General features: G+C 60.3%; 22 protein-coding genes, 4 tRNA genes and 1 pseudogene. 8 read left to right on the top strand and 19 right to left on the bottom strand.

Annotated features, from left to right (window positions below):
• Positions 1 to 120: 120 nt before the first annotated feature.
• The 8 genes from murB to ACA067_RS06565 form a co-directional block, all read right to left on the bottom strand.
• Positions 121 to 1,140, bottom strand: coding sequence for a UDP-N-acetylmuramate dehydrogenase (murB, locus tag ACA067_RS06600; protein ID WP_497461076.1), 1,020 nt, complete (start codon positions 1,138 to 1,140; stop codon positions 121 to 123).
• Complete coding sequence (locus tag ACA067_RS06595; protein WP_497461075.1) at positions 1,137 to 1,601, bottom strand: low molecular weight protein-tyrosine-phosphatase; 465 nt, start codon at positions 1,599 to 1,601, stop codon at positions 1,137 to 1,139. Before ACA067_RS06595 ends, murB begins: the two co-directional genes overlap by 4 nt.
• Entirely contained in the window at positions 1,601 to 2,365 is a 765-nt protein-coding gene (gene kdsB, locus ACA067_RS06590; RefSeq protein WP_497455693.1) for a 3-deoxy-manno-octulosonate cytidylyltransferase, read from the bottom strand. The genes ACA067_RS06595 and kdsB overlap by 1 nt, the downstream gene beginning before the upstream one ends.
• A complete protein-coding gene (locus ACA067_RS06585; protein ID WP_007945752.1) occupies positions 2,362 to 2,547 on the bottom strand; it encodes a Trm112 family protein in 186 nt (61 codons plus the stop codon). The genes kdsB and ACA067_RS06585 overlap by 4 nt, the downstream gene beginning before the upstream one ends.
• Before the next feature lie 24 nt (positions 2,548 to 2,571).
• Positions 2,572 to 3,582, bottom strand: coding sequence for a tetraacyldisaccharide 4'-kinase (gene lpxK / locus ACA067_RS06580; protein ID WP_497461074.1), 1,011 nt, complete (start codon positions 3,580 to 3,582; stop codon positions 2,572 to 2,574).
• Positions 3,582 to 4,013, bottom strand: a complete 432-nt coding sequence (gene pocB / locus ACA067_RS06575) for a flagellar polar localization protein PocB (RefSeq protein WP_497461073.1) — start codon at positions 4,011 to 4,013, stop codon at positions 3,582 to 3,584. The genes lpxK and pocB overlap by 1 nt, the downstream gene beginning before the upstream one ends.
• Positions 4,010 to 4,648 (bottom strand): flagellar polar localization protein PocA, encoded by a 639-nt coding sequence (gene pocA, locus ACA067_RS06570; protein ID WP_497461072.1) that lies wholly within the window; start codon positions 4,646 to 4,648, stop codon positions 4,010 to 4,012. The genes pocB and pocA overlap by 4 nt, the downstream gene beginning before the upstream one ends.
• Positions 4,649 to 4,745: 97 nt before the next feature.
• Positions 4,746 to 6,968, bottom strand: a complete 2,223-nt coding sequence (locus tag ACA067_RS06565; RefSeq protein WP_497461071.1) for a DNA internalization-related competence protein ComEC/Rec2 — start codon at positions 6,966 to 6,968, stop codon at positions 4,746 to 4,748.
• Positions 6,969 to 7,104: 136 nt separating this feature from the next.
• Between ACA067_RS06565 and ACA067_RS06560 the strand changes: the two genes are divergently transcribed.
• On the top strand, positions 7,105 to 7,623 hold the full coding sequence (locus ACA067_RS06560; RefSeq protein WP_497461070.1) for a DUF2062 domain-containing protein: 519 nt from the start codon (positions 7,105 to 7,107) through the stop codon (positions 7,621 to 7,623).
• A gap of 184 nt (positions 7,624 to 7,807) precedes the next feature.
• Here ACA067_RS06560 and ACA067_RS06555 read toward each other — a convergent pair whose 3' ends face one another.
• The 4 genes from ACA067_RS06555 to ACA067_RS06540 all read right to left on the bottom strand — a co-directional run bounded on the left by ACA067_RS06555 (position 7,808) and on the right by ACA067_RS06540 (position 10,976).
• Positions 7,808 to 8,587, bottom strand: a complete 780-nt coding sequence (locus ACA067_RS06555; RefSeq protein ID WP_462031844.1) for an ABC transporter permease — start codon at positions 8,585 to 8,587, stop codon at positions 7,808 to 7,810.
• Complete coding sequence (locus ACA067_RS06550; protein ID WP_497461069.1) at positions 8,584 to 9,516, bottom strand: ABC transporter ATP-binding protein; 933 nt, start codon at positions 9,514 to 9,516, stop codon at positions 8,584 to 8,586. Before ACA067_RS06550 ends, ACA067_RS06555 begins: the two co-directional genes overlap by 4 nt.
• A gap of 133 nt (positions 9,517 to 9,649) precedes the next feature.
• Positions 9,650 to 10,273, bottom strand: coding sequence for a glutathione S-transferase family protein (locus tag ACA067_RS06545; protein ID WP_497461068.1), 624 nt, complete (start codon positions 10,271 to 10,273; stop codon positions 9,650 to 9,652).
• 43 nt (positions 10,274 to 10,316) lie between these two features.
• Positions 10,317 to 10,976 (bottom strand): transglutaminase-like domain-containing protein, encoded by a 660-nt coding sequence (locus ACA067_RS06540; protein ID WP_497461067.1) that lies wholly within the window; start codon positions 10,974 to 10,976, stop codon positions 10,317 to 10,319.
• Between the two features lie 249 nt (positions 10,977 to 11,225).
• On the opposite strand from ACA067_RS06540, the gene ACA067_RS06535 reads away from it, so the two are divergent.
• Together ACA067_RS06535 and ACA067_RS06530 are read left to right on the top strand one after the other, a co-directional pair.
• Positions 11,226 to 13,673, top strand: coding sequence for an acyl-CoA dehydrogenase (locus ACA067_RS06535; RefSeq protein ID WP_497461066.1), 2,448 nt, complete (start codon positions 11,226 to 11,228; stop codon positions 13,671 to 13,673).
• A 74-nt stretch (positions 13,674 to 13,747) separates the two neighbouring features.
• On the top strand, positions 13,748 to 14,155 hold the full coding sequence (locus ACA067_RS06530; RefSeq protein ID WP_027924016.1) for a PA2817 family protein: 408 nt from the start codon (positions 13,748 to 13,750) through the stop codon (positions 14,153 to 14,155).
• 191 nt (positions 14,156 to 14,346) lie between these two features.
• Here the strand turns inward: ACA067_RS06530 and ACA067_RS06525 are convergent, their stop codons facing one another.
• Positions 14,347 to 15,345: a LysR family transcriptional regulator gene (locus ACA067_RS06525; RefSeq protein WP_497461065.1), complete on the bottom strand. Its 999-nt coding sequence runs from the start codon at positions 15,343 to 15,345 to the stop codon at positions 14,347 to 14,349.
• Positions 15,346 to 15,436: 91 nt separating this feature from the next.
• Between ACA067_RS06525 and ACA067_RS06520 the strand changes: the two genes are divergently transcribed.
• From ACA067_RS06520 to cqsA, 4 genes are all read left to right on the top strand, one after another.
• A complete protein-coding gene (locus ACA067_RS06520; protein WP_497461064.1) occupies positions 15,437 to 16,063 on the top strand; it encodes an alanyl-tRNA editing protein in 627 nt (208 codons plus the stop codon).
• Positions 16,064 to 16,155: 92 nt separating this feature from the next.
• Positions 16,156 to 16,926, top strand: coding sequence for a 2OG-Fe(II) oxygenase (locus ACA067_RS06515; RefSeq protein WP_497461063.1), 771 nt, complete (start codon positions 16,156 to 16,158; stop codon positions 16,924 to 16,926).
• A 1-nt stretch (position 16,927) separates the two neighbouring features.
• Complete coding sequence (locus tag ACA067_RS06510; protein WP_497461062.1) at positions 16,928 to 17,566, top strand: LysE family translocator; 639 nt, start codon at positions 16,928 to 16,930, stop codon at positions 17,564 to 17,566.
• A gap of 51 nt (positions 17,567 to 17,617) precedes the next feature.
• Positions 17,618 to 18,673: an alpha-hydroxyketone-type quorum-sensing autoinducer synthase gene (gene cqsA / locus ACA067_RS06505; RefSeq protein WP_497461061.1), complete on the top strand. Its 1,056-nt coding sequence runs from the start codon at positions 17,618 to 17,620 to the stop codon at positions 18,671 to 18,673.
• Positions 18,674 to 18,754: 81 nt separating this feature from the next.
• Here the strand turns inward: cqsA and ACA067_RS06500 are convergent.
• The 4 genes from ACA067_RS06500 to ACA067_RS06485 all read right to left on the bottom strand — a co-directional run bounded on the left by ACA067_RS06500 (position 18,755) and on the right by ACA067_RS06485 (position 19,167).
• Positions 18,755 to 18,830 (bottom strand) — tRNA-Gly (locus ACA067_RS06500).
• 3 nt (positions 18,831 to 18,833) lie between these two features.
• Positions 18,834 to 18,909, bottom strand: a tRNA-Glu gene (locus ACA067_RS06495).
• 104 nt (positions 18,910 to 19,013) lie between these two features.
• Positions 19,014 to 19,089 (bottom strand) — tRNA-Gly (locus tag ACA067_RS06490).
• 2 nt (positions 19,090 to 19,091) lie between these two features.
• Positions 19,092 to 19,167 (bottom strand) — tRNA-Glu (locus ACA067_RS06485).
• A gap of 409 nt (positions 19,168 to 19,576) precedes the next feature.
• Here ACA067_RS06485 and ACA067_RS06480 point away from each other — a divergent pair.
• Positions 19,577 to 20,326 (top strand): hypothetical protein, encoded by a 750-nt coding sequence (locus ACA067_RS06480; RefSeq protein ID WP_497461060.1) that lies wholly within the window; start codon positions 19,577 to 19,579, stop codon positions 20,324 to 20,326.
• A gap of 587 nt (positions 20,327 to 20,913) precedes the next feature.
• Here the strand turns inward: ACA067_RS06480 and ACA067_RS06475 are convergent.
• Positions 20,914 to 21,777, bottom strand: coding sequence for a methyl-accepting chemotaxis protein (locus tag ACA067_RS06475; RefSeq protein ID WP_497462738.1), 864 nt, complete (start codon positions 21,775 to 21,777; stop codon positions 20,914 to 20,916).
• Positions 21,775 to 22,839 (bottom strand): annotated as a pseudogene (locus ACA067_RS06470) (HAMP domain-containing protein); the annotation flags it as partial. The pseudogene ACA067_RS06470 and the gene ACA067_RS06475, both read right to left, overlap by 3 nt.
• Positions 22,840 to 22,843 lie beyond the last annotated feature (4 nt).

Raw genomic sequence — 22,843 nt, 5'->3', positions numbered from 1 at the left:
TTGTAAATTGAACGGCCTTACTGTTGAGACATGTAAATTAGTTGCAAGCTTTAAGCTGCAAGTAGAAACAAGCCTGGTTCTACTTGGAATTGAGATGGCTTAAAGCCTGCCTTTGCTCAATCAATAACGATTAGGCTCCATTTCCAAATCAACGTGAAAACGTTCTGAAATGTCTTTCTGGATGCGCTGCGCCAGATGCAGCAATTGCAGACCGGTCGCGTTGCCATAGTTGACCAGCACCAGCGCCTGCAATTTATGCACACCGGCGTCGGCATCGCGGAAACCTTTCCATCCCGCACGCTCGATCAGCCAGCCCGCCGCCAGCTTCATTTGCCCGTCCGGTTGCGCGTAGGCCACCAGGTCCGGGAATTCACCCTTTAATTGCGCCACGAGTGCGGCGGGCACCAGGGGGTTCTTGAAGAAGCTGCCGGCATTGCCGAGTACCGCCGGGTCCGGCAGCTTTTCGTTGCGGATGCTGCAAATGGCCTGGCTGACATCGGTGGCCGTGGGGTGATCGATACCCTGCTCGGTCAGGCGCTGACGCACCGGGCCGTATTCCAGATGCAGGTGCACGGCGCGGTCGAGGAGGAAACGCACCCGCAGGATCAACCAGCGTCCCGGCTCCTGTTTGAACAGGCTGTCGCGGTAGGCGAAGTTGCATTCGGCCAGGGTGAAGTCCCGCAGTTCGCCGGTCTGGCGATCCAGCGCGGTCAGCCCGGCGAATACGTCCTTGATTTCCACGCCATAGGCGCCGATGTTTTGCATCGGTGCCGCGCCGACGGTGCCGGGAATCAGGCTGAGGTTCTCCAGCCCCGACAACCCCTGGGCCAGGGTGTGCTGCACGAACGGATGCCAAGGTTCGCCGGCCTCGGCTTCGATCACGACCTTGCTGCCATCGTCGCTCAGGATGCGAATCCCGCGCGTGGCCATGCGCAGCACCAGCGACTGGATATCGGCGGTGAGCAGCAGGTTGCTGCCGCCGCCGATCACCAGCAATGGCACCTGATGTTGCCCCGCATAGGCCAGGGCTTCGCGCACGTCGGCGTCGCTGTGGGCCTCGGCGAACAACCGGGCCTGAACGTCCACCCCGAAGGTATTGAACGGTTTGAGCGACACCTTGGGCAGTACCTGCAAACTCATAACCGCCCCTTCAATTCGATCACTAGCCTGTCGCTTGCGCGTTCGATCAGGTCCAGCACCTGCTCAAAGCCCTGGTCGCCGTCGTAATACGGATCGGGGACTTCGTCGATTTCCGACTCGTAGCGACGCAGGAACAGGTCCAGCTCGGCCTTGCCCTTGGCCGGTTGCAGGGCCTTGAGGTGGCGCAGGTTGCTGTTGTCCATCGCCAGGATCAGGTCGTAGGTGGCGAAATCGGCACGACTCACTTGCTGGGCGCGCTGCGCGGACAGGTCGTAGCCGCGCAACCTGGCGGCGGCCTGGCTGCGCTTGTCCGGCGCCTTGCCGACGTGCCAGTCACCGGTGCCGGCGGAGGCAACTTCGATGTGATCGACCAGCCCCGCTTCGCGCAGTTTATGCCGCAGCACCCCTTCCGCCGTGGGAGAGCGGCAGATATTGCCCAGACAGACGAACAGGACCCGCATCAGGCCTCCAGCAGGCGTCGAACGCGCTCGAGGTCTTCAACGGTGTCGACGCCGGTGGGCGGTGCGATCAGTGCGTCGGCGACGTGAATCCGCACGCCGTGCCACAGGGCCCGCAGCTGTTCCAGGGATTCGGTGTTTTCCAGCCAGCACGGGCCCCAGCTGACGAAGTCATGCAGGAAACCGGCGCGGTAGGCATAGATGCCGATGTGGCGGCGATACGGCACGCCTTCCGGCAATTGCTCGCGGCTCCTGGCGAAGGCATCACGGGCCCACGGCAAGGTCGCGCGACTGAAGGTCAGCGCCAGGCCGTTGAGGTCGCTGACGACCTTGACCACGTTGGGATTGAACAGGGTTTCCACGTCTTCGATCGGCTCGGCCAGGGTGGCCATGCGCGCTTCGGTGTGGGCGGCCAGGTTGGCGGCGACCTGATCGATCACGCTCGGCGGGATCAACGGCTCGTCACCCTGGACGTTGACCACGATCGCATCGGGCGCCAGGCCCAATTTCGCGGCGACTTCGGCCAGGCGATCAGTGCCGGAATTGTGGTCTTCACGGGTCAGCACCACCTCGGCGCCAAAGCCCTTGCAGGCCTCGACAATGCGCGCGTCGTCAGTGGCGACCACCACGCGCTCGGCGCTGCTCTTGCTGGCCTGTTCCCAGACGTGCTGGATCATCGGCTTGCCGGCGATCATCAGCAACGGCTTGCCCGGCAAGCGGGTGGAGGCATAACGCGACGGGATGACAACGGTAAAGGCGGTGGTCATTTATCCAGGCGCTCGTCGGTGGTCAGGGTGCGGGCTTCGGTTTCGAGCATCACCGGGATGCCGTCACGAATCGGGTACGCCAGACCTGCGCCCTTGCTGATCAGCTCGGTCTTGTCGGCACTGAGCTTGAGCGGGCCTTTGCAGACCGGGCAAGCGAGGATATCGAGCAATTTGGTGTCCATGAGCATTCCCTGGAGAAAAACGGATTAAGGCAAAAGACGAGCCGGCAACAGGCGCATCAGCTGCGTATCGAACCAAGCCACGAAGGCCGGCGATGGCGCAGCATCGACCGCCAGGTACCACCAATCGGCGGCAGCGAAGGCACGGCACTTCACCGCGTCCTTTTCGGTCATCACCAATGGCAATGACGGCGTAAAATTCAAGGCCTGGACGCTGTATTCGGCGTGGTCGGCAAATGCATGGGGTACGGGCTGCCAGTGTAGCGTTTCGAGGGTCGTGAAGAAACGCTGCGGATTGCCGATCCCGGCCACCGCGTGCAGGGCCTGGCCGGCGGCAAAGTGGTCGAGGGGACGCCGTTCTCCGCTGTGCAGATTGACCAGCGCGGTGGGCCGTAGCTGGAAGGCAAAACCGCCGTCGCGGTCGGCGGCGGCGCCGTTGTAGAGCACCGCGTCGACGCTGTGCAGGCGCTCGGCGGGCTCTCGCAACGGCCCGGCCGGCAGGCAGCGTCTATTGCCAAGGCCACGGGCGGCGTCGATCAGCACCAGTTCCAGGTCGCGGGCCAGGCGATAATGCTGCAGGCCGTCGTCGGACAGGATCAGGTCCAGCGGCTCGCTCGCCAGCAAGGCTTTGACCGCGCGGCTGCGGTCCGGATCGATCATCAACGGCACGCCGGTGCGCTGGACGATCAACAAAGGCTCATCCCCGGCGATTTCGGCGCCCTGCTCGGCTTCGACCCGCCACGGCAATTGCGGCGGTTTGGCGCCGTATCCGCGACTGACCACGCCCACCCGCAAGCCGCTGCGCTGGCAGTGCTGGATCATCCACAGGATCAAGGGCGTCTTGCCGGTGCCGCCGACGGTGATGTTACCGACCACGATCAGCGGCACCGGCGGCTGATAGATCTCGCCCTCACCCGCCAGGAAGCGCTTGCGCTTGTTGTTGACCACGCGCCGATACAGCCACTCCAGCGGCTGCAACAGCTTCAGGGCCGGATGGCCCTGGTACCACGCGGCGAGCAAGCGATCGGAGATGGCCATCAGGGCGCGGGCGGCGCCGCCTCGACAGTGGTCATGCGCAGGTGACTGAAGCCGAGTTTGCCGGCGGCGTCCATGGCGGTGATGACAACCTGGTGTTGGGTCTTGCCGTCGGCGCTGATGGACAGCGGCAGATTGGTGTCACCGCTGGACTCTTTCTGCAGTGCGTCCATCAAAGTAGCCAGGTCGTTCTTCGGCAAGACCTGGTTGTTCACCGAGAACACACCCTCGGCACTGATCGCGACGTCCAGGTGCTTGGCCTGCTGGTCTTCGGCAGGCGCGCCGCTGACCGCTTCCGGCAAATCGACGCGCAACTGGGTTTCACGGGTGAAGGTGGTGGTCACGACGAAAAACAGCAGCAGGATAAACACCACGTCGATCAGCGACGCGAGGTTGATGTCCACATTCTCCCGTTGCTTGCGGCGGAATTTCACGCTTTTTTGCCCTCGGACAGGTCCACGTCACGGTCACCCTGTACAACCTCGACCAGCTTGATCGCTTCCTGCTCCATGCCTACCACCAGTTCGTCGATCCGGCGTTGCAGGAAGCGATGGAAGAATACTGCCGGGATACCGACCATCAGGCCCGCAGCCGTGGTGATCAGGGCTTTGGAGATACCACCGGCCAGCACGGCGGCGTTGGTGGTCATGCCCGAACCCATGAACGCACTGAAAATATCGATCATGCCCAGCACTGTGCCGAGCAAGCCGAGCAACGGGGCCATGGCCGCGATGGTGCCCAGGGCGTTGATGTAGCGCTCGAGTTCGTGAATGACCCGCGCAGCGGCCTCTTCGATGCACTCTTTCATGATCTCGCGACCATGTTTGGAGTTGGCCAGGCCCGCCGCCAGGATCTCACCCAACGGCGAGTTGGCGCGCAGTTCCTTGAGCTTGTCTTTATTGAGTTGCTTGTCCTTGATCCAGACCCAGACCTGCCCGAGCAAATGCTCCGGGGTCACACGGCTGGCGCGCAGGGTCCAGAGACGCTCGGCAACGATCGCCATGGCCGCGATGGAACTCAGAATGATCGGCAGCATCATCCAGCCGCCGGATTTGACCAATTCCCACACAGTGACAGTCCCCTCGAAAAAGTGCGCCACTCTAACATAGGGGGTGGGCGCACCGAAGACCGGTATGGCGCATCCGGTGGGCTTCGTTCACTCGCGATCAGGGTGCAGGCCGCCAGAAACGCCGTTCCTGACGCATTGTCCATGCTGGCTTGAATTGTCCCAGTTGCAGACGGATGGCACCCTGTTCGGCACTGTCATGAATCGCCATGCCTCGCTGTTTATAGCGCGCTGTTACCGTGGGATGGGGATGGCCGAAGGCATTGCCCTGGCCACGGGAGATCAGCGCCGCCGCGGGTTGCAACGCGGCAAGCAGCGCTGGCGAAGACGAACTGCGACTGCCGTGATGGGGCGCCTGCAACCAATCGGTGGTCACCGCCAGGGGGCTGTCGAGCAGGGCTCGCTCGGCCGCGGTGTCGATGTCACCGGTCAGCAACAGGCGCTCGCCGTTGGCTTCGATCTGCAACACGCAGGATTTCGGATTGCTTTCCCGGGCTGCTGCCCATTGCCAGAGCGCGAACTGCACACCGTCCCAGGTCCATTGCCGGCCGCTCTCGCAGGCTTCGGCTTGCAGCTCGGCGGGCAATTCCAAGGGTTCGCCACTGAGTACGCGCATCACCGGCAACCCCTTGGCGACAGCCTGCGCCCCGCCAGCGTGATCGGCATGGGCGTGGCTGATCAGCATCAGGTCGAGGGCGCTCACGCCCAGTTTGCGCAGCGTCGGCAGCACCACGCGCTCGCCGAGGTCGTTATCACCGAAACGTGGCCCGGCGTCATACAACAGCGTGTGATGACGGGTACGCACGAGGATGGCCAGCCCCTGGCCGACGTCCAGTTGCCAGATTTCGGCCGTGCCCTCCGGCAGCAGTTGCCGGGGTGGAAATACCAGCAACAGCAGCATCGGCCAACCCAACAGGCGCAGGGGCACTCCGCGAGGCATTAACAGCAGCAAGGCACCCAGTGCGCCCAGGCCCCCTATCCACACCGGCACCGCCGCCGGCACCCACGCGGGGAAACGCCCGGCCATCAGTGCCAGGCCTCTGAACAATAGATCAATCAAGCCACCCGACACCCACAGCAACCCTTCGCCCACAACAGGGATGGGCAACAGCAGCGTCCCCAGCAAGGCTGGCGGCAGCACCACCAGACTGATCCAGGGCACGGCCAGCAGATTGACCAGCGGCCCGCTGAGGCTGATCGGCAATCCCAGAACCAGCAACAGCGGGCCCAGACCGATCGCAATCAGCCACTGGGCGCGGGTCCAGGAGTGCCACCAGCGCCAAGGCCCCAGGCGGCCGCCGAAAATGAAGATCAACACGGCTACCGCCGCGAAAGACAACCAGAACCCCGGTTGCAGGCTCGCCAGCGGGTCCAGCAGCAGAACGCCGTTGAGCGCCAGCAACAACGGCCACCAGGCACCGAGGTGACGAAAGCGCAGCCGCCACAACAGCACCAGGCCGATCATCACGCAGGCCCGCCGCACGGGCACGTCGAAGCCGGCCAGCAACCCATAACCAAGCGCAGCGGCGAAGGCCAGGCCGCACGCCCATGGCAGCCAGGGCAAACGGCCCGGCCACAGGCCATAACGGGCCAGGCCGGCGATCAGCAGGTACACCAACCCCGCCAGCAAGCCGATGTGCTGCCCGGAAATCACCAGCAAATGCACAGTGCCGGTGTCTTGCAACACCTGCCAATCCTCGCGACTGAGCCCGGCGCCATCCCCCAGCACCAAGGCCGTCAGCGCCCCCGTTCGGCCTTGGGCATCCACCGCCTGCAATCGTTGACGGATGCCGTCGCGCCAGGCCCACCGGGCTTCCTGGAGACGCACGCCATCCTTGACCGTTCCGGTGGCGCCGATGCGTTGCGCCAGCAGCCAGGCGTCGTAATCGAAGGCATGGGGATTGAGCAGCCCGGCAGGACGCTTCAATTTCACCGCCAGTCGCCACTGTTCGCCGCTGTTGACCGGCGGCCCGCCGTACCAGGCCAGGCGCAACAATTTCGGGACTTTCTCGCGTCGCGAGCGGGCATCTGCCAACTCGAAACGCACGACTGCCTCACCGTTCTGGGGCAATCCCACCACCCGCCCTTCAACCCAACGGGTTTCGCCATCCAGACTGACGGGCAGCCGATCATCCAGCGCCCACTGCGCATTCGCACACGCCCAACTGAAGCCGAACAGGAAAAATGCCAGTGGATACGTCCTGAACGGCAGCATCATCAAAGCCGCTACCGGCAACGACAGCCAAAACCAGACCGGCGGTAGTACAGGTAAAAAACGCAGGGTCAGCAGACCCAGCGCCAGCGCCATCATCCCTATGCGCATAAGCCCGTCCTTGAGAGTTCCATCCCTAGGCATAGCCGGCTTATCGCACGACCGCGGTTATCAATTGTCACAAAGTCTGAATGGGCGGTTCATGGAATCCAGACATACTTGCCGCCTTAACCGACCGAGAAGCCTTATGCCCCGGCGCTTATTCAAACGCTACATGCCAGACCCGACGAGCATCAGGGAACACAAGTCCTTACGCTTTCTCGGCACCCTGCTGCACGACCCGAACCTCTGGCACCTCAACCGACACTCCGTCGCCCGGGCCATGGCAGTGGGTCTGTTCGCGGCTTTCCTGCCGATTCCATTGCAGATGTTGGTGGCAGCGTTCCTGGCCATCATCGCGCGCGGCAACATGCCGATTGCCGTCAGCCTGGTCTGGCTGACCAACCCGATCACCATGCCGGCCGTGTTTTTCTGTACTTACCAGACCGGTGCCTGGTTGATGGACGTGCCTGCCCGTCATTTGCCGGATGAATTGACCTGGGATTGGATCAGCGGCCAACTCTCGACTCTTTGGCAGCCGTTTTTACTCGGTTCGGTGGTGACGGGACTGGTGCTCGGCGCACTCGCCTACTGCCTGACCATGATGTACTGGCGCTGGTGGGTCGGGCGGCAGTGGCGGCGGCGCCAGAAGAGACGGATGCCGTAAACGCAAAACGGCCTCCACAGTGGGAGGCCGTTGTTTTTTTGCGGTGTCTGGACTGACGCCATCGCGAGCAAGCTCGCTCCCACAGGGATCTGTTGCGTGGCACAAATCGCATAAACACCAGAGACCCTGTGGGAGCGAGCTTGCTCCGGGCGGCGTTCCGACGATGCAGGCGACTCGGTCTTCCTTATGTACGCATCCCGCGACCACTGACCAGCAACCGCGCACAACCGATATACAACACCACAGTCGCCACCAGCATGAAGGTAATCGCCACGCTGATCCGGATGTCCGAAACGCCCAGAATCCCGTAACGGAAAGCGTTGACCATGTGCAGCACCGGGTTGGCCAGGGACACGGTCTGCCAGAACGGCGGCAGCAAGCTGATCGAGTAGAACACCCCGCCCAGGTACGTCAGTGGCGTGAGCACGAAAGTCGGGATGATCGAGATGTCATCGAAATTGCGCGCAAACACCGCGTTGATAAAGCCCAACAACGAGAAAATCGTAGCGGTCAGCACCACCACCAGAATGGTCACCCCCAGGTGATGCACCTGCAAGTCGGTGAAGAACAGCGACAGCAGCGTCACGATGACCCCGACCATCAAGCCGCGCAACACGCCTCCCAGGGTGTAGCCAATCAGAATCGTATGCGGCGACACCGGCGACACCATCAATTCCTCGATGGAACGCTGGAACTTGCTGCCGAAGAAACTCGAGACCACGTTGCCGTAGGAGTTGGTGATCACCGACATCATGATCAGTCCCGGGACGATGTACTCCATGTAGGTGAAGCCACCCATGTCGCCGATCTGCCGACCGATCAGGTTGCCGAAGATCACGAAGTACAGAACCATGGTGATGGCCGGCGGCAGCAAGGTCTGCGGCCAGATCCGGGTAAAGCGTTTGACCTCACGGTAAACGATGGTATTGAGTGCAACGAGATTGGGTTGCAGCTCGGAACTCATACCGCCACCTTCGACAGATTTTTCTCCACCAGGGACACGAACAACTCCTCGAGGCGATTGGTTTTGTTACGCAGGCTCAGCACTTCGATGCGCTGTTGAGCAAGCTGAGTAAACAGCGCGGTAATGCCCATGGCCTTGTCCACCTGGACTTCCAGGGTGTGGCTGTCGAGCAGCTTGGTGGCGTAACCGAGCAACTGCGGCGCCACTTTCAGATCGTTTTTCATGTCGAGCAAGAAGGTTTCAACATGCAGTTGGCCGAGCAACTGCTTCATGCTGGTGTTCTCGACGATGGTGCCGTGGTCGATGATGCCGATGTTGCGGCACAACTGCTCAGCCTCTTCCAGGTAGTGGGTGGTGAGGATGATGGTGATGCCTTTCTTGTTCAGCTCGGTGAGGTAGGTCCACATCGAACGACGCAGTTCGATATCCACACCCGCCGTCGGTTCATCGAGGATCAGCAGGCGTGGTTCGTGGACCAGCGCACGGGCGATCATCAGTCGGCGCTTCATGCCGCCGGACAATGAACGCGACGGCACATCGCGCTTGTCCCACAGGCCAAGCTGGGTCAGGTACTGCTCGGCGCGTTCCTTGGCGATTTTCGGCGGGATGCCGTAGTAACCGGCCTGGGTCACGACGATGTCGAAGGTCTTCTCGAACTGGTTGAAGTTGAATTCCTGGGGCACCACGCCGATGGAGCGCTTGAGCTGCGCAGGGTTCTTGTCCAGGTCGTTGCCGAAGATATTCACCGTTCCGCTGGTCTTGTTGACCAGGGTCGAGAGAATGCCGATGGTTGTGGATTTGCCGGCGCCGTTAGGGCCGAGCAAGGCGAAGAAGTCACCTTCGGCGACGTCCAGATCGATACCACTCAAGGCCTGGAAACCGTTGCCGTAGGTTTTGGTTAGCTGCCGGATGGACAGAGCGGAACTCATATCGGATTTACGCACCAAGAAGGGAAGAAAAGAATAAATAAGGGCGGGCGGCGAGCAATGCAACCGCAGCGCATGGACGCAATGGTGCTTGTCGCCGCCTCACAAGTACAGTCAAGTGTGTCGATAGTGAGTATTAAGTCAACGCGGTCATGACGGCTTTCTTATACGCCGGACGCTGCTTCAGTCGTGCGTACCAGGCTTCAAGATGAGGCTGTGGCGCACGCTCGATCGGCATCTCGAACCAGGCATAAATGAAACTGCCGAGGGGAATGTCGCCCATGCCGATGTCATTGCCCGACAGGTACGGTTGGGTCGCCAACGCTTGATCGGCCATCGACAGCAGATCGTCACATTCCTTGATTGCAGCCTTGATGGCGGGCCAGTCCTGCTTGTCTTGCGGCGTGCGCAATACGCCCCAGAACACCGTACGGAATGGGCCGGCAAAACTTGAAGTGGTCCAGTCCATCCACTTCTCGGCAGCGGCGCGGGCTTGCGGATTCTCGGGGTACCAGGCAGTACCGTTGGCATGGCGCGCCAGCAAGTAACGCACGATGGTGTTGGATTCCCACAGCACGAAACCGTCGTCTTCAATCACCGGCACACGGCCGTTGGGATTCATCGCGCGGTACTGCGGCGTATCGACTACACCAAAGGCGCCGCCGGCATCGATCGCTTCATAGGCCAGGCCCAGCTCCTCGGCGGCCCACAAAGGTTTCCTGACATTCGACGAATTTTTCCGACCCCAGATCTTCAGCATGACCGCCTCTTTATGGATGAATGCGCAGGCAGCATACGCCGGATCAGGCGCGACTCAAATCGCTCTGCATATCGCCCAGCAGCACCGGCAGTTGCTCGCTGAACAGATGTGGGTAGCACTTTTCCAAGTGCTCGAAAAAGAACGTTTCAGGCACGTCGGTGAACTGGCCGTGATCGAGCAGGTACTCCATCAACTGCTCGCCGTCACGATTAAAGGGATGGAAAACGCTGTCGTTGATTCCATCGAATTCCAGTGGTGCGACATTGAACAGTTCGCACAAGCCCTGGTTGAACGCCGGCGTGGCCTTGATCCAGCGATCGTTCAGATAAAGCTCCGTATAACCGTGCATGGCGAACACGTCGCTCTTGAGCAATTCGAGCAGGCGCGGCGTCGATAAATGGTTGCGCACATCCGCCAGGCCGATGCGTGCGGGGATCGAGCAATGCCGTGCGCATCCGGCCAGCAGCGTGGCTTTGGGCACGCAGTAACTCGTCCCGGCCGCCAGTGCATAACTGCCACGCAAGGTCTGCGGGTCGCGACTGAAGGTGTAGGGGTTGTAGCGCACGGCCTCGCGCACGGCGTAATAGAGATTGATCGCCTGCACGAGCGGGTCGGCACTGCTGCCTCGATGTTTTTCGGCGAACTCCACCACCGACGGGTGGTCACTATCGATGAAGCGGCCGGGACTCAGATACTCGTGCATGAGAACAATCTCCTGGGGAAGCCACGAGTCTAGCGACAGGTTCAGCACAGAGATAACGACGTTTCGGCCAAACTTGAGCGCATTGTCGCTCGCGCCATGAATGATTTTTCACGACCTGTCGCCCATCGGTCCTACAAAATTCATCACGGTTTCCCACGATTTCAATCACATCGCTCTGACCACCCTGTTTTACGGATGCCGTCTAAGCTCTGAAGGCTGGTTTTGCCCTGGTTTCACGGAGGATTAAATATGCTGCTGTTGTGGATACTGGTTCTGGTTGTCGGGATCGCTTATTTGGCTCACCGCCGCATCGCCCCGCTGCCCGCCATGGGCATCGTTGCTGTCTATCTGTTGGCGATGGGCATTTTCAGCCGTGCACCGGGTGGGTTGCTGCTGATTTTCTGGGTGTTGCTCGCGGCCACCGCGGCCCCGCTATTGCTGCCTGACCTGCGCCGCAAATACTTCAGTGCGCCGATGTTCAACTGGTTCCAGAAAACCCTGCCGCCGATGTCGCCAACCGAACGCGATGCCATCGACGCCGGCACGGTGTGGTGGGACGGTGAACTGTTCAGCGGTCGTCCGGACTGGGACAAACTGCTGTCCTACCCCAAAGCGCAACTGAGCGAAGAAGAACAGGCCTTTATCGACGGCCCGACCGAAGCACTCTGCGCCATGGTCAGCGACTGGCAGATCGGGCAAGACATGGACCTGCCGCCAGAAGCCTGGGCCCACATCAAGGACAACGGCTTCTTCGCCCTGATCATTCCCAAGGAATTCGGTGGCAAAGGTTTTTCCGCCTATGCCCACTCGCAAGTGGCGATGAAACTGGCGACCCACAGCGGCGATCTCGCCTCCACGGTGATGGTCCCCAATTCCCTCGGCCCGGCCGAACTGTTGCTGCATTACGGCACCGACGAACAACGCAACCACTACCTGCCACGACTGGCACGGGGTGACGACATCCCCTGCTTCGCATTGACCGGCCCTCTGGCCGGTTCCGACGCTGGCGCGATGCCCGACACCGGGGTGATCTGCAAAGGACAATGGGAAGGCCAGGAAACCCTCGGCCTGCGCCTGAACTGGGAAAAGCGCTACATCACGCTGGGCCCGGTCGCTACCCTGCTCGGCTTGGCGTTCAAGGCCTACGACCCGGATCACCTGCTGGGGGACGAAGAAGACCTGGGTATCAGCCTGGCGCTGGTCCCCACCGACACCGCCGGCGTCGAAATCGGCCGCCGTCACTTGCCCCTGGGCGCTTCGTTCATGAACGGCCCGAACTCGGGCAAGGATGTGTTCATTCCGCTGGAGTTCCTCATCGGCGGCCAGGAAATGCTCGGTAAAGGCTGGATGATGCTGATGAACTGCCTGTCGGTCGGGCGTTCGATTTCGTTGCCGGCAGTGGGCACCGGTGCGGCGAAGTTCACCAGTCTGGTAACCGGACAATACGCGCAGGTTCGGGAGCAGTTCAACGTGCCGCTGGCGGCCTTCGAAGGCATTCAGGAAGCCATGGCGCGCATCGGCGGCAATGCCTGGATGATGGACGCCGCGCGGATGCTGACCGCCAACGCAGTAGACCTGGGCGAGAAACCGTCGGTGCTGTCGGCAATTCTCAAGTATCACCTCACCGAACGCGGTCGCGAGTGCATCAGCCACGCCATGGACGTGCACGGCGGCAAGGCGATCATCATGGGGCCGAACAACTACCTGGGGCGCAGCTGGAATGGCGCGCCGATCTTCATCACCGTGGAAGGCGCGAACATTCTCTCGCGCAACCTGATGATCTTCGGCCAGGGCGCGATTCGCTGCCACCCTTTCGTGCTCAAGGAAATGGCCCTGGCCGGCCGCGAAGACAAGGACCAGGCACTCACCGAGTTCGATGGCCTGCTGCTCAAGCACATCGGTTTTGCCGTGGGCAATGCCGCCAGCACGCTGGTGCTGAACCTCGGCTTAGGGCATTTCGAACACGCGCCGGGCAACACGCTCAGCCAGGGTTACTTCCGTGCACTCAATCGCCAGGCCGCTGCGTTCGCCATGCTCGCCGACCTGAGCATGATGCTGCTGGGCGGTGAACTGAAACGCCGCGAACGCTTGTCGGCTCGTCTGGGGGACGTGCTCAGCAACATGTACCTCGCCTCCGCCGCGCTCAAGCGTTACCACGACCTCGACTCACCGGACCATATGGCACCGCTGTTTACCTGGGCCATGGAAGAAAGCCTGGGTCAATCGGAGCGCGCACTCGATGAACTGCTGAGCAACTTCCCGAACAGGGTGCTGGGTTGTCTGCTGCGGGTGATCGTATTCCCGCTTGGTCGTCGTCACAAAGGACCTTCGGACACGCTCGGCGCAGAAGTCGCGGCGGTGATTGGCCGGGCCAAGGGCGATCCGACCCTCGAAGAATTGCTCGGCGGTTGCTACCGTCCGCAATCGGCCGATGATGCCGTCGGCGCACTGCAACACGCCTGCAATCTGTTGAACGCGGCGCAGCCCTTGCAGAAAAAACTGCATGTGGCCCTCAAAAGCGGTCAGGTCAAACCAGCGGTCGGGGAACACGTCATCGATGCAGCGCTGGAAGCCGGCGTGTTGCAGCCCGTGGAGGCGCAAACCCTGCGTGATGCCGAAGCAGCACGACGCAAGGTGATCGATGTCGATGATTTCGACAAAGAGGAGCTGGCGCTGACCAAAGGAAAGGTCCGCTGATCCCGTCCACCATGTAAAAAAGGGCGCGGGCGCTTTATACTCCCGCGCCCGTTTTGCTCTTGAGGACTTATCTCGTGTCCAACGTCGTTGCCGATCATCTTGTCTTGCTCGACCACCTGCGCAGTATCCTGGTCGCCGTAGGTGAGGCCGAACAGGTTCCCGAAGAAAGCCATGCCTTGTTCCTGGAGCGCTTCGACGAACTGCGCGCGTTGCTGCCGGTCGATCCGATCGAAAGCCAATACCTGGGCCAGGACATTCTGTGCCAGGTGATCACCCGCTACCCACAAATCGCCCACCTGGTCCCGCGCGACCTGCTGTGGTACTTCGCCGGTGACTGCCTGCACTACATGCCCGACGATGAGATCGACCTGTACCAGGCACTGGAAGAGCGTCGTTTCGAAGCCGAACAGAACGACGAACCGTTCGATTGGAACCAGGAAAAACAGCTGCTGGCGATGTCGAACGACGACAGCAAGCACTGATCCCCGGTCAGCAATCAAAAGGCCCGCATGGTTGAATATGCGGGCCTTTTTTTGGCATTGCCGAAAGATGTGGCGACTGAGCGGACGCCATCGCGAGCAAGCTCGCTCCCACAGGGGATCTCCAGCGGCTGCGAAAATTGCATCCAACACAGATCAAAATGTGGGAGCGAGCTTGCTCGCGATAGGGTCCTTCAGAGCAACCCATCACTTTCGGGCAACTCATATTGCGCCGCGACTTTGCCCAACGTACCTGGCTTGCCCGGCTTGCTCAAAGTGGGCTCCTTCTCCAGGCACTCCACCAGATAATCGATCAACACCCGAAGCTTGGGCGGCAGATAACGGGTCGGCGAATGCAGCAGCCAGGCACCGCCGTGGTAGGACGCGAGGAAGGTCCAGTCCGGCAACACCTGCACGATGAGTCCCTGCTCCAGCGCATAACGCGCGGTGAAATACGGCAGGCTGCCAATCCCGATGTGCTGCAACACCGCACCCAATCGCACACCGGTGTGATTGGCCGCATACCGCCCGCGCACACCGACGGTCACAGCCTTGCTGCCTTTCTTGAATTTCCACCGCGCATCGCTCGGCGTTTCGCCCAGGTAGATGCAACTGTGATTGAGCAAGTCATGGGGATGGGTCGGCGTGCCGTGTTCGGCCAGGTACTGCGGCGTTGCGCAGAGCAAATGGTCGATGGTCAGCAGTTGCCGTCCCACCAGACCGGCGGGTGGCCGATCGGTAATGCGAATCGCCAGGTCGACGTTGTCGTCGATCAAGTCCACCTGACGGTCTTCAAGCAATAACTCCACATCGACTTTGGGATAACGCCGCAAAAATTCCGGCATATGCGGATGAATCACGAACCGCCCCACCGCTTTAGGCACGCTGACGCGCACCAGCCCTTCCGCTTCGTGGGTGAACTGGCCGCTGATTTCCATCACCGACTTGGCGGCGCTGACCATTTCCTGGCAGCGCTTGAACACTTCCTCGCCACCGTCGCTCAGGCGTAGTTTACGGGTGGTGCGTTGTAGCAAACGGGTGGCGAGCGCCTTCTCCAGACGCGAAATGCTGCGACTGATTGCCGAGGGAGAGGAACCCAGCTGGCGAGCGGCCTCGGAGAAACTGCCGGTCTCGACGACCTTGACGAAAATCGCCATTTCACCCAGCAGTGGCAGTGGAAGATTTATGCTCACAACGCAACAGTCCTTTGATGTTTGAACGGATTATCACGCAATTGCGCACTCCATATAATAAAAAATAGAAATTTTAATAAGGTCATGGACTATGACGCTTCGCCTGTTTTTCCATAGTGATGATCTCAAGGCTGACGTGGAAGTGCTGGAGTGCACGCCCTGCGAGAACGAATTCGCGGTAGTGCTGCGCGCCACGCTGTTTCATCCTCAGGGTGGCGGACAACCCTTCGACACCGGCTGGATCGGTGAAAGCCAGGTGCTGCGTGTGGTTCAGGATCCGGACCGAATCATCCATTTCGTCGATCGCCCGGTAAAACTCGGCATGACCCAGATTCGGGTCGACGAACAGCGTCGCCAGTTCAACACGCGCATGCACTCTGCCGGCCATCTGATCGGTCACTTTGTTCAGGCCTTCGGCTGGGTGCCGATCAAGGCGCATCACTGGCCTGGCGAAGGACGCGTGCAGTTCAAGCCGCAGGATTCGGCACAAGACGTTGATACCGAGACTGTTCAGCACGGCATCGAGCAGTGGATCGCCCACGACCTGCCACGCCTGACGTCATTGCGCGAAGGTGCCAGGGAAATCGGTTTCGGTGAATTGCCCGCCTACGGTTGCGGTGGCACCCATGTACGTAGCCTGAAGGATCTGGGCACGGTCTCGATCGCTGCCGTTTCGCAGAAGAAAGGAACGCTGTCAGTTCACTACGACGTGAACTGAGCATGTTGGCGATGCCGAGCCTGGCCATCGCCTGACGCCGGGGGAGCCGCATCCGCGGGTTCCGTTGTCTCTCTGATAGATGGACCTAAACCATGATGCTTGACGTCGAGCGTCTCGATGAGACGTGCATAAAAAAACTGGCCAATGAAGAAGTCCTCGCCATCCGCGTCAAAGGCTTGCTGCCCCGATCGCTGGCGATTCAGATTGGCGACAAGATCCTCGCCCCCGGCTTCGAAGGCTATATCAACGCACCCAGCATTGGTCGCATCGGCATGGCGTTTTATGAAGCAGAAAACCAGCCTTTGCTGATCGAGGACTATTTCGCACGCGCCACCCGCAACATTGCGGAATTGCGCAACCGTTGCGCGCCCTATTCATCACCGGTCGACACCCTGCGCTGCATGCTCGACGAATCCTGGCCGGCGGGGGCGCATCTGGAGAATCTCTACGGCCGCAAGATGTATGTCGGGTTGTCCCGGGTAGTGAAGCCCGGCGTGTGCTTCCTCGCCCACCACGACATTTTCGCCAAGGATGCCCCGGACAGTTACCAGGCCAGAAGCCTGGAAGCGCAGTTCGCCTGCAACGTTTACCTGAACATGCCCACCGAAGGGGGCGCATTGCAGATGTGGGACGACGACATTTCCCCAGACCAGTTCGACGAAATGCGTGGCGACAGCTACGGCATCGACCCAGCCCTGCTCGGCACGCCGACCCTGGAGATTCGTCCTGAACCGGGTGATTTCATCATGTTCAATTCACGTCGCATGCACGCGGTGACACCGGGTGTGGCCGATCCGCGATTGAGCCTTTCGTTCTTTGTCGGCTATCGCGGCAATGCTTCACCCCTTACGTTTTGGAGTTGAGATGCTTTCGAATTACCTTGGCGAGTTCCTGGCGCTGGCGACTATCCACTTCCTGGCCGTGGTCGCACCCGGACCGGACTTCGCCGTCACCATCCGCCAGAGTGTGCGCTTCGGTCGAGTAGTGGGAATCTGCACGGCGCTTGGCATCGGTGCGGGCATTTCCGTGCATGTGCTTTACACCCTGCTTGGCGTCGGCGCACTGATGCACACCACACCCTGGCTGTTGACGGTGGCCAAGGTGGTGGGCGGTGCCTACATTCTGTACCTCGGTGTGAGTTTGCTGCGCAGCAAACCCAAGACCGTGCTGGAAGGCGACAAAAGTGCAGACCAACCGGTGGTCGAACAAACGTTGTTGAAAGCGTTCACTACCGGCTTCCTGACTAACGCGACCAACCCCAAAGCCACACTGTTTTTCCTGGCGATCTTCACCACGATCATCAGCACCACGACACCGCTCAAGGTTCAGGCGCTGTACGGGGTCTGGATGTGTTTCGTGAACGCGATGTGGTTTGTCATCGTCGCGCTGTTCTTTTCCAGCGCCCGGGTGCGATTGCTGTTCATGCGCATGGGGCACTGGTTCGAGCGGACGATGGGGGTGATTCTGATTTTGTTCGCCGGGCGTTTGATTCTGTCGATGTAAAAAACGCCGAACATGCAAATGGCCCGCACAGTCTGACTGGCGGGCCTTTTTTTGTTGTCGCGGTGCCTGGCAAACGAGCGACAGATAATCGAAGCCCAGGCCCGCGCGATCCTCCAGACCCGGCGCCAACTTTTGATGTCTGCCGTTTTTCTCAAGGGTGACTCGCCCATCGCCAGGTTAGAGCAACACCTGGCGCAATTCATCGGTGCGCAAGACAGTATTCTTTGCCAGTCAGGTTGGGCCGCTAATGTGGGGCTGATGCAGGCTATCGCCAGTCCATATACCCCCGTCTATCTGGATATCCACGCGCACATGTCCCTCTGGCAAGGAGCACACGCCGCTCATGCGCGCTCAATTGCATTTGCCCACAACGATGCCGCCCATGCGGAGCGGCAGATAAAGAAACATGGCCAAGGGGTTATTGCGGTCGATGCGATCTACAGCACCAATGGCAGTCTTTGTCCTCTGGCAGATTTCGCCGATATTGCTCAACGAAACGATTGCGTGCTGGCTGTCGATGAATCCCATTCACTCGGAACCCACGGGGCACATGGAGCGGGATTGGTCGCGCAGAATCAGCTGTTTGACAAGGTCCATTTCCAAACTGTCAGCCTGGCCAAGGCTTTCGGCGGGCGTGCGGGCCTGATCACCTGTCCTGGCAGTTTCAAGGACTACTTTGCGATGGAGTCCTACCCCGCCATTTTCAGCTCCAGCCTGCTGGATCACGAATTGACATGGTTCGAGCAGGCTGCCGATTTTTTACAACACGCCGATGAACGTCGCAGACGGCTGCATGCGATTACCCATCAAGTCAGAGCGGCATTCACGCAGTTGGGGTATGACGTCAGCGCTGGGACGGAACAGATTATTGCCTTGGAGCCCGGGCCTGAATTACTTACCCTTCGCTTGCGGGACGCCTTACAGGCACGAGGCATATTCGGCTCGGTTTTCTGCGCCCCGGCGACCGGGCTCAACCGCTCATTAATGCGATTTTCTATGAACTGCGGACTCACTGATGAGGAACTCGACCATCTCATCAGGGCCTGCTCCGATATTCGAGATGAAGTCAGCCTGAAGCTCTGGAGACGTTCTTCGTCAGCTGTCTGACTGGAAGGCCTTTGTTACTGCAGCGGGCACAAATCGCGCACAAACAAAAACGCCGCTCAATGAGCGGCGTTTTTGTGAATATGGAGCGGGAAACGAGACTCGAACTCGCGACCCCGACCTTGGCAAGGTCGTGCTCTACCAACTGAGCTATTCCCGCAAATGGCGTCCCCTAGGGGACTCGAACCCCTGTTACCGCCGTGAAAGGGCGGTGTCCTAGGCCACTAGACGAAGGGGACACGCTGCCCGGAACACATGGTGTGTGTTTCGGTGCCCAGACCCGCATCCGAAGACTTGGTTCTGGTTTCACTCAGCCCTGCCCGAAAGCAACGCTGTTTAAAAATGGAGCGGGAAACGAGACTCGAACTCGCGACCCCGACCTTGGCAAGGTCGTGCTCTACCAACTGAGCTATTCCCGCATTGGCGTCCCCTAGGGGACTCGAACCCCTGTTACCGCCGTGAAAGGGCGGTGTCCTAGGCCACTAGACGAAGGGGACACACGTACAACATTCACTTCCTACCGCGTTTCGCTGTGTGCTTTACGCTGTAAGTGGCGCGCATTCTATGGATGGATTGAGGGGTCGTCAACCCCCTGATATAAATTTATTTAAATCAATGACTTCGCCCTGCTTTAGGACACCGATCCGGGTTTTCCGTTGCCCGGCGTTTGACGTCTATATTCTGACGCCCGACAAGGCTTATAGTCCATCCACGCCGTGAATGATGGCAATATGCCTCTCGCACGACTATTACTTATAGTAATCAGGGTCGCGGCCGATACAGCATAAGTAAAGCCGATTCATCCCGTCGAGCGGTCCTGGGCGGCTCCCCTGCCCAGCCACTACATTCGCACGCGAACCCATAAACCCATAAACCCATAAAGAGGTCTTACCGGTGACTCCACTCATGATCACCCTGCTAGTCGTAGCCGGGATCGCACTATTGATCGCCATTGGCTACATGAGCCATGTGGTGGAAAACAGCAAGCTGGAAAAGGCCCGCACCCGGATCGAGCTGAACGACCGCCTGCGTCGCTGTGGCGAAATCACCGAGACGTTTCCCGGTCAGTTGATGACACCGGCACTCAAGCTGCTGTTGACCCGTCTGGAGCTGAACGTCTGCCAGCGCCTGCTCAACCTGGAGAAATCCAACGCCACGATGAAGGAGCGGATTGCCGAACTGACTGCCCTGGTCGCCCAGGGCGAATCGATCCCGGTCAACAATCCGCCGGCACCGATCCAGACCGAAGCCAAAGCCAAGGACGTACGCTTCCTGCTCGAAGCCCTGCACGGCCAGATCACCCGCGCCGCACATGATGGCTTCCTGCCAACCAACGAAGCCAAGCGCTGGATCCGCGAAGTCCGCCATTTCCTGGTTCTGCTGCACATCGAATTCTTCAACAACCTCGGCCAGCACTCCCTGCAACAGAACCAGCCCGGCCAAGCCCGCCTGGCGTTCGAACGCGGTGTGCAGTACCTGCGCAAACAGCAGGAACCCAAGGTCTACGCCGAACAACTGGAATACCTGGAAAAACTCCTGGCCCAGGCCAACGCCCAGGTCATGGATAACAACGCGCCGGCTGAAGGCGAAGTGAACCAACTGACCGAAGGTCTCAAGGATGATGCGGACTGGAAGAAGAAATTGATTTACGACTGATTCAGGAAAGTAGAAGAGCCACCGAAAGGTGGCTTTTTTTGTGGTGAGTTTTATCGGTGAGTACATCAGGGAAATACACGTCGACATCCAGGCCGCCAGGATCAAAAGATCGCAGCCTGCGGCAGCTCCTACAAGGGGTCTGGGTACATCCGCAGAATCAGGTCGGCTGTCAGGCCGCCTTCGCTGGCAATCCAGCTCCTACAATGAATCGGCGTACACCTGCGCTCTTCACCACTCAACAGGCCGAGCGTTAGCTCGCCTGCAGCGCTTGATCTTGACGCACCGCCCCCTCGAGAGGCCGAGCGCAGGTACTGCGCAGTGGGCAACCCGGCATGGATGCCGGGTTAGCCGCGCTCGGCCATGGATGGCCGATCGCGGCGGGCCCACGGAGCAGGACCGGAGCGAGGGCATGCCGAGCCTTAGCGAGGCACCGAACGAAAGGGGCAAGAGCGCTTGGTTACTTGGCGCTTTTCCAAGTGACTCGCTGTAAAAGCGAAACCGCCAGCGGCCGTTACCGCAGCAACGGATATGTACACCATCAACAAGAACCTGGTCGGCTAACAGGCCGCCAAGTTCAAAAGACCACATCAGAGCCGAAAGTGCCCGACCATCCCCTTCAACTCAACCCCCAACTGCGCCAGCTCAATACTGGACGCCGCATTCCCCCGCATCGCCAACGAAGACTGATCCGCACTGGCGCGAATACTCGTCACACTGCGATTGATCTCCTCGGCCACCGAACTCTGCTCCTCGGCAGCCGCCGCGATCTGCTGGTTCATTTGCTGAATCAACGATACCGCCGCGGCAATACTGCCCAGCGCACTCTCAGTCTGTAGCGCATCGCTGACCGCCAGCTTCACCAACTCACCACTGTTCTGAATCTGCTGTACCGACGAGTGCGCCGCTGAACGCAAGGCGCTGACCAGTCGCTCGATCTCCTCGGTCGATTGCTGGGTCCGTTTGGCCAATGCCCGCACTTCATCGGCCACCACCGCAAAGCCCCGGCCCTGCTCGCCGGCCCGCGCCGCCTCGATAGCGGCGTTGAGCGCCAACAGGTTGGTTTGCTCGGCCACGCTCTTAATGACACCGAGCACCATGCCGATATTCTGGATTTGCACACTCAGGCTTTCGATGCTCGAACTGGCCGAGGTCGCAGAATCTGCCAGTTGCTCGATCCGGGCCATGCTCTGGCGCAGCACCTGCTGACCGCTTTCAACCTTGTCGTCCGCCGTCTGCGCCGCCTGAGCGGCCTCTTCCGCGTTACGTGCAACGTCGTGCACGGTCGCGGTCATCTGATTCATCGCGGTAGCGACCTGCTCGGTTTCTTCCTTCTGGCTGCTGACTTCCAGATTGGTCTGCTCGGTCACCGCCGACAGTGATTGCGCCGAACTGGCCAATTGCTCGATGCCGGCCTGCAAGCCGCTGACAATACCGCTGAGCCCGGCCCCCATCTGTTGCATGGCCTGCATCAATTGACCGATTTCGTCACGACGGACCACTTCAACCGTCGCACTCAAATCGCCAGCGGCGATCTGTTGCGCAATACGGATCACACTGCGCAACGGTGCCACGATCAACCGGGTAATCACCCATGCCGCAATCAACCCGACCAGCAAGGCCAGCGCGGAGGAGCCGATGATCAGCAACGAATTCTTTTTCAGCTCGGTTTGCATCGACTGGTCTTCGGTGACATAGGCCTGATCCACCCGCGCCACCACCTGCGCAGCACGCTGATGCAGTTGCTCATAGACGGTTTTTTCCTGGGCTAGCAGGCCAGTGTATTCGGCGAGTTTTTCGCTGAAACTGCCGATGTGGCCGGCCACTTCATTGAGCACCGTCTGGTAGCCCTCGTCCTTGACCGTGGTTTTCAGCTGCTCGGCCTGGGTCAGCGCCTGGTCGGCCTGCTCGATCTTGCCCTGCGCCGCGCTGTCGTCGCCCTTGCGGCTCTGGTCCAGGCGCACGCGCGCTTCGTTCATGGCCTGCAACATCAGCCGCGACACCTGGCTGACCTGACTGGCTTGCTCGATGAACTGCGCGCCGTCCTTGCCTGCGGACTCTTTCAAGGTATAGGCGCCGTCATCGGCCAGCCCGGCCTGCAGCACATCGAGGTTATTGGCCACGCTGGACACCGACCAACTGGCCATTTCCAGCGCCAGGTCCTTGGCCTGGCTGAGCGAGACGAACTCGTCAAAGGCCTTGCGATAGGCGCCCAGGGATTGCTCGACATCATTCATCACCGGCACGTTGGCCGCGGACCGGACCTTGAGTTCGGTCGCCAGGGCGATCAGGTCGTCCACACCCTTGTGCAGGGCTTCGGCGGTTTTCGGGTTGCCGTGCAACGCATACTCCTGCTCAAGCAGTCGCACCTTGAGCAGACCGCTGTTGAGCGACGACATGTGCGTGAGCCCGTCGAAGCGCTGGCTGATGGTCTGCAGGGCCCCTACGCCGATGGCCGCCACCACCGCGGTCAACAACAGTACGAGTACAAACCCGACACCCAGTTTTTTTGCCATACCG

The sequence above is a fragment of the Pseudomonas sp. LBUM1674 genome (genome assembly GCF_059695635.1).
This window is presented reverse-complemented; position numbering and strand designations above follow the sequence as displayed.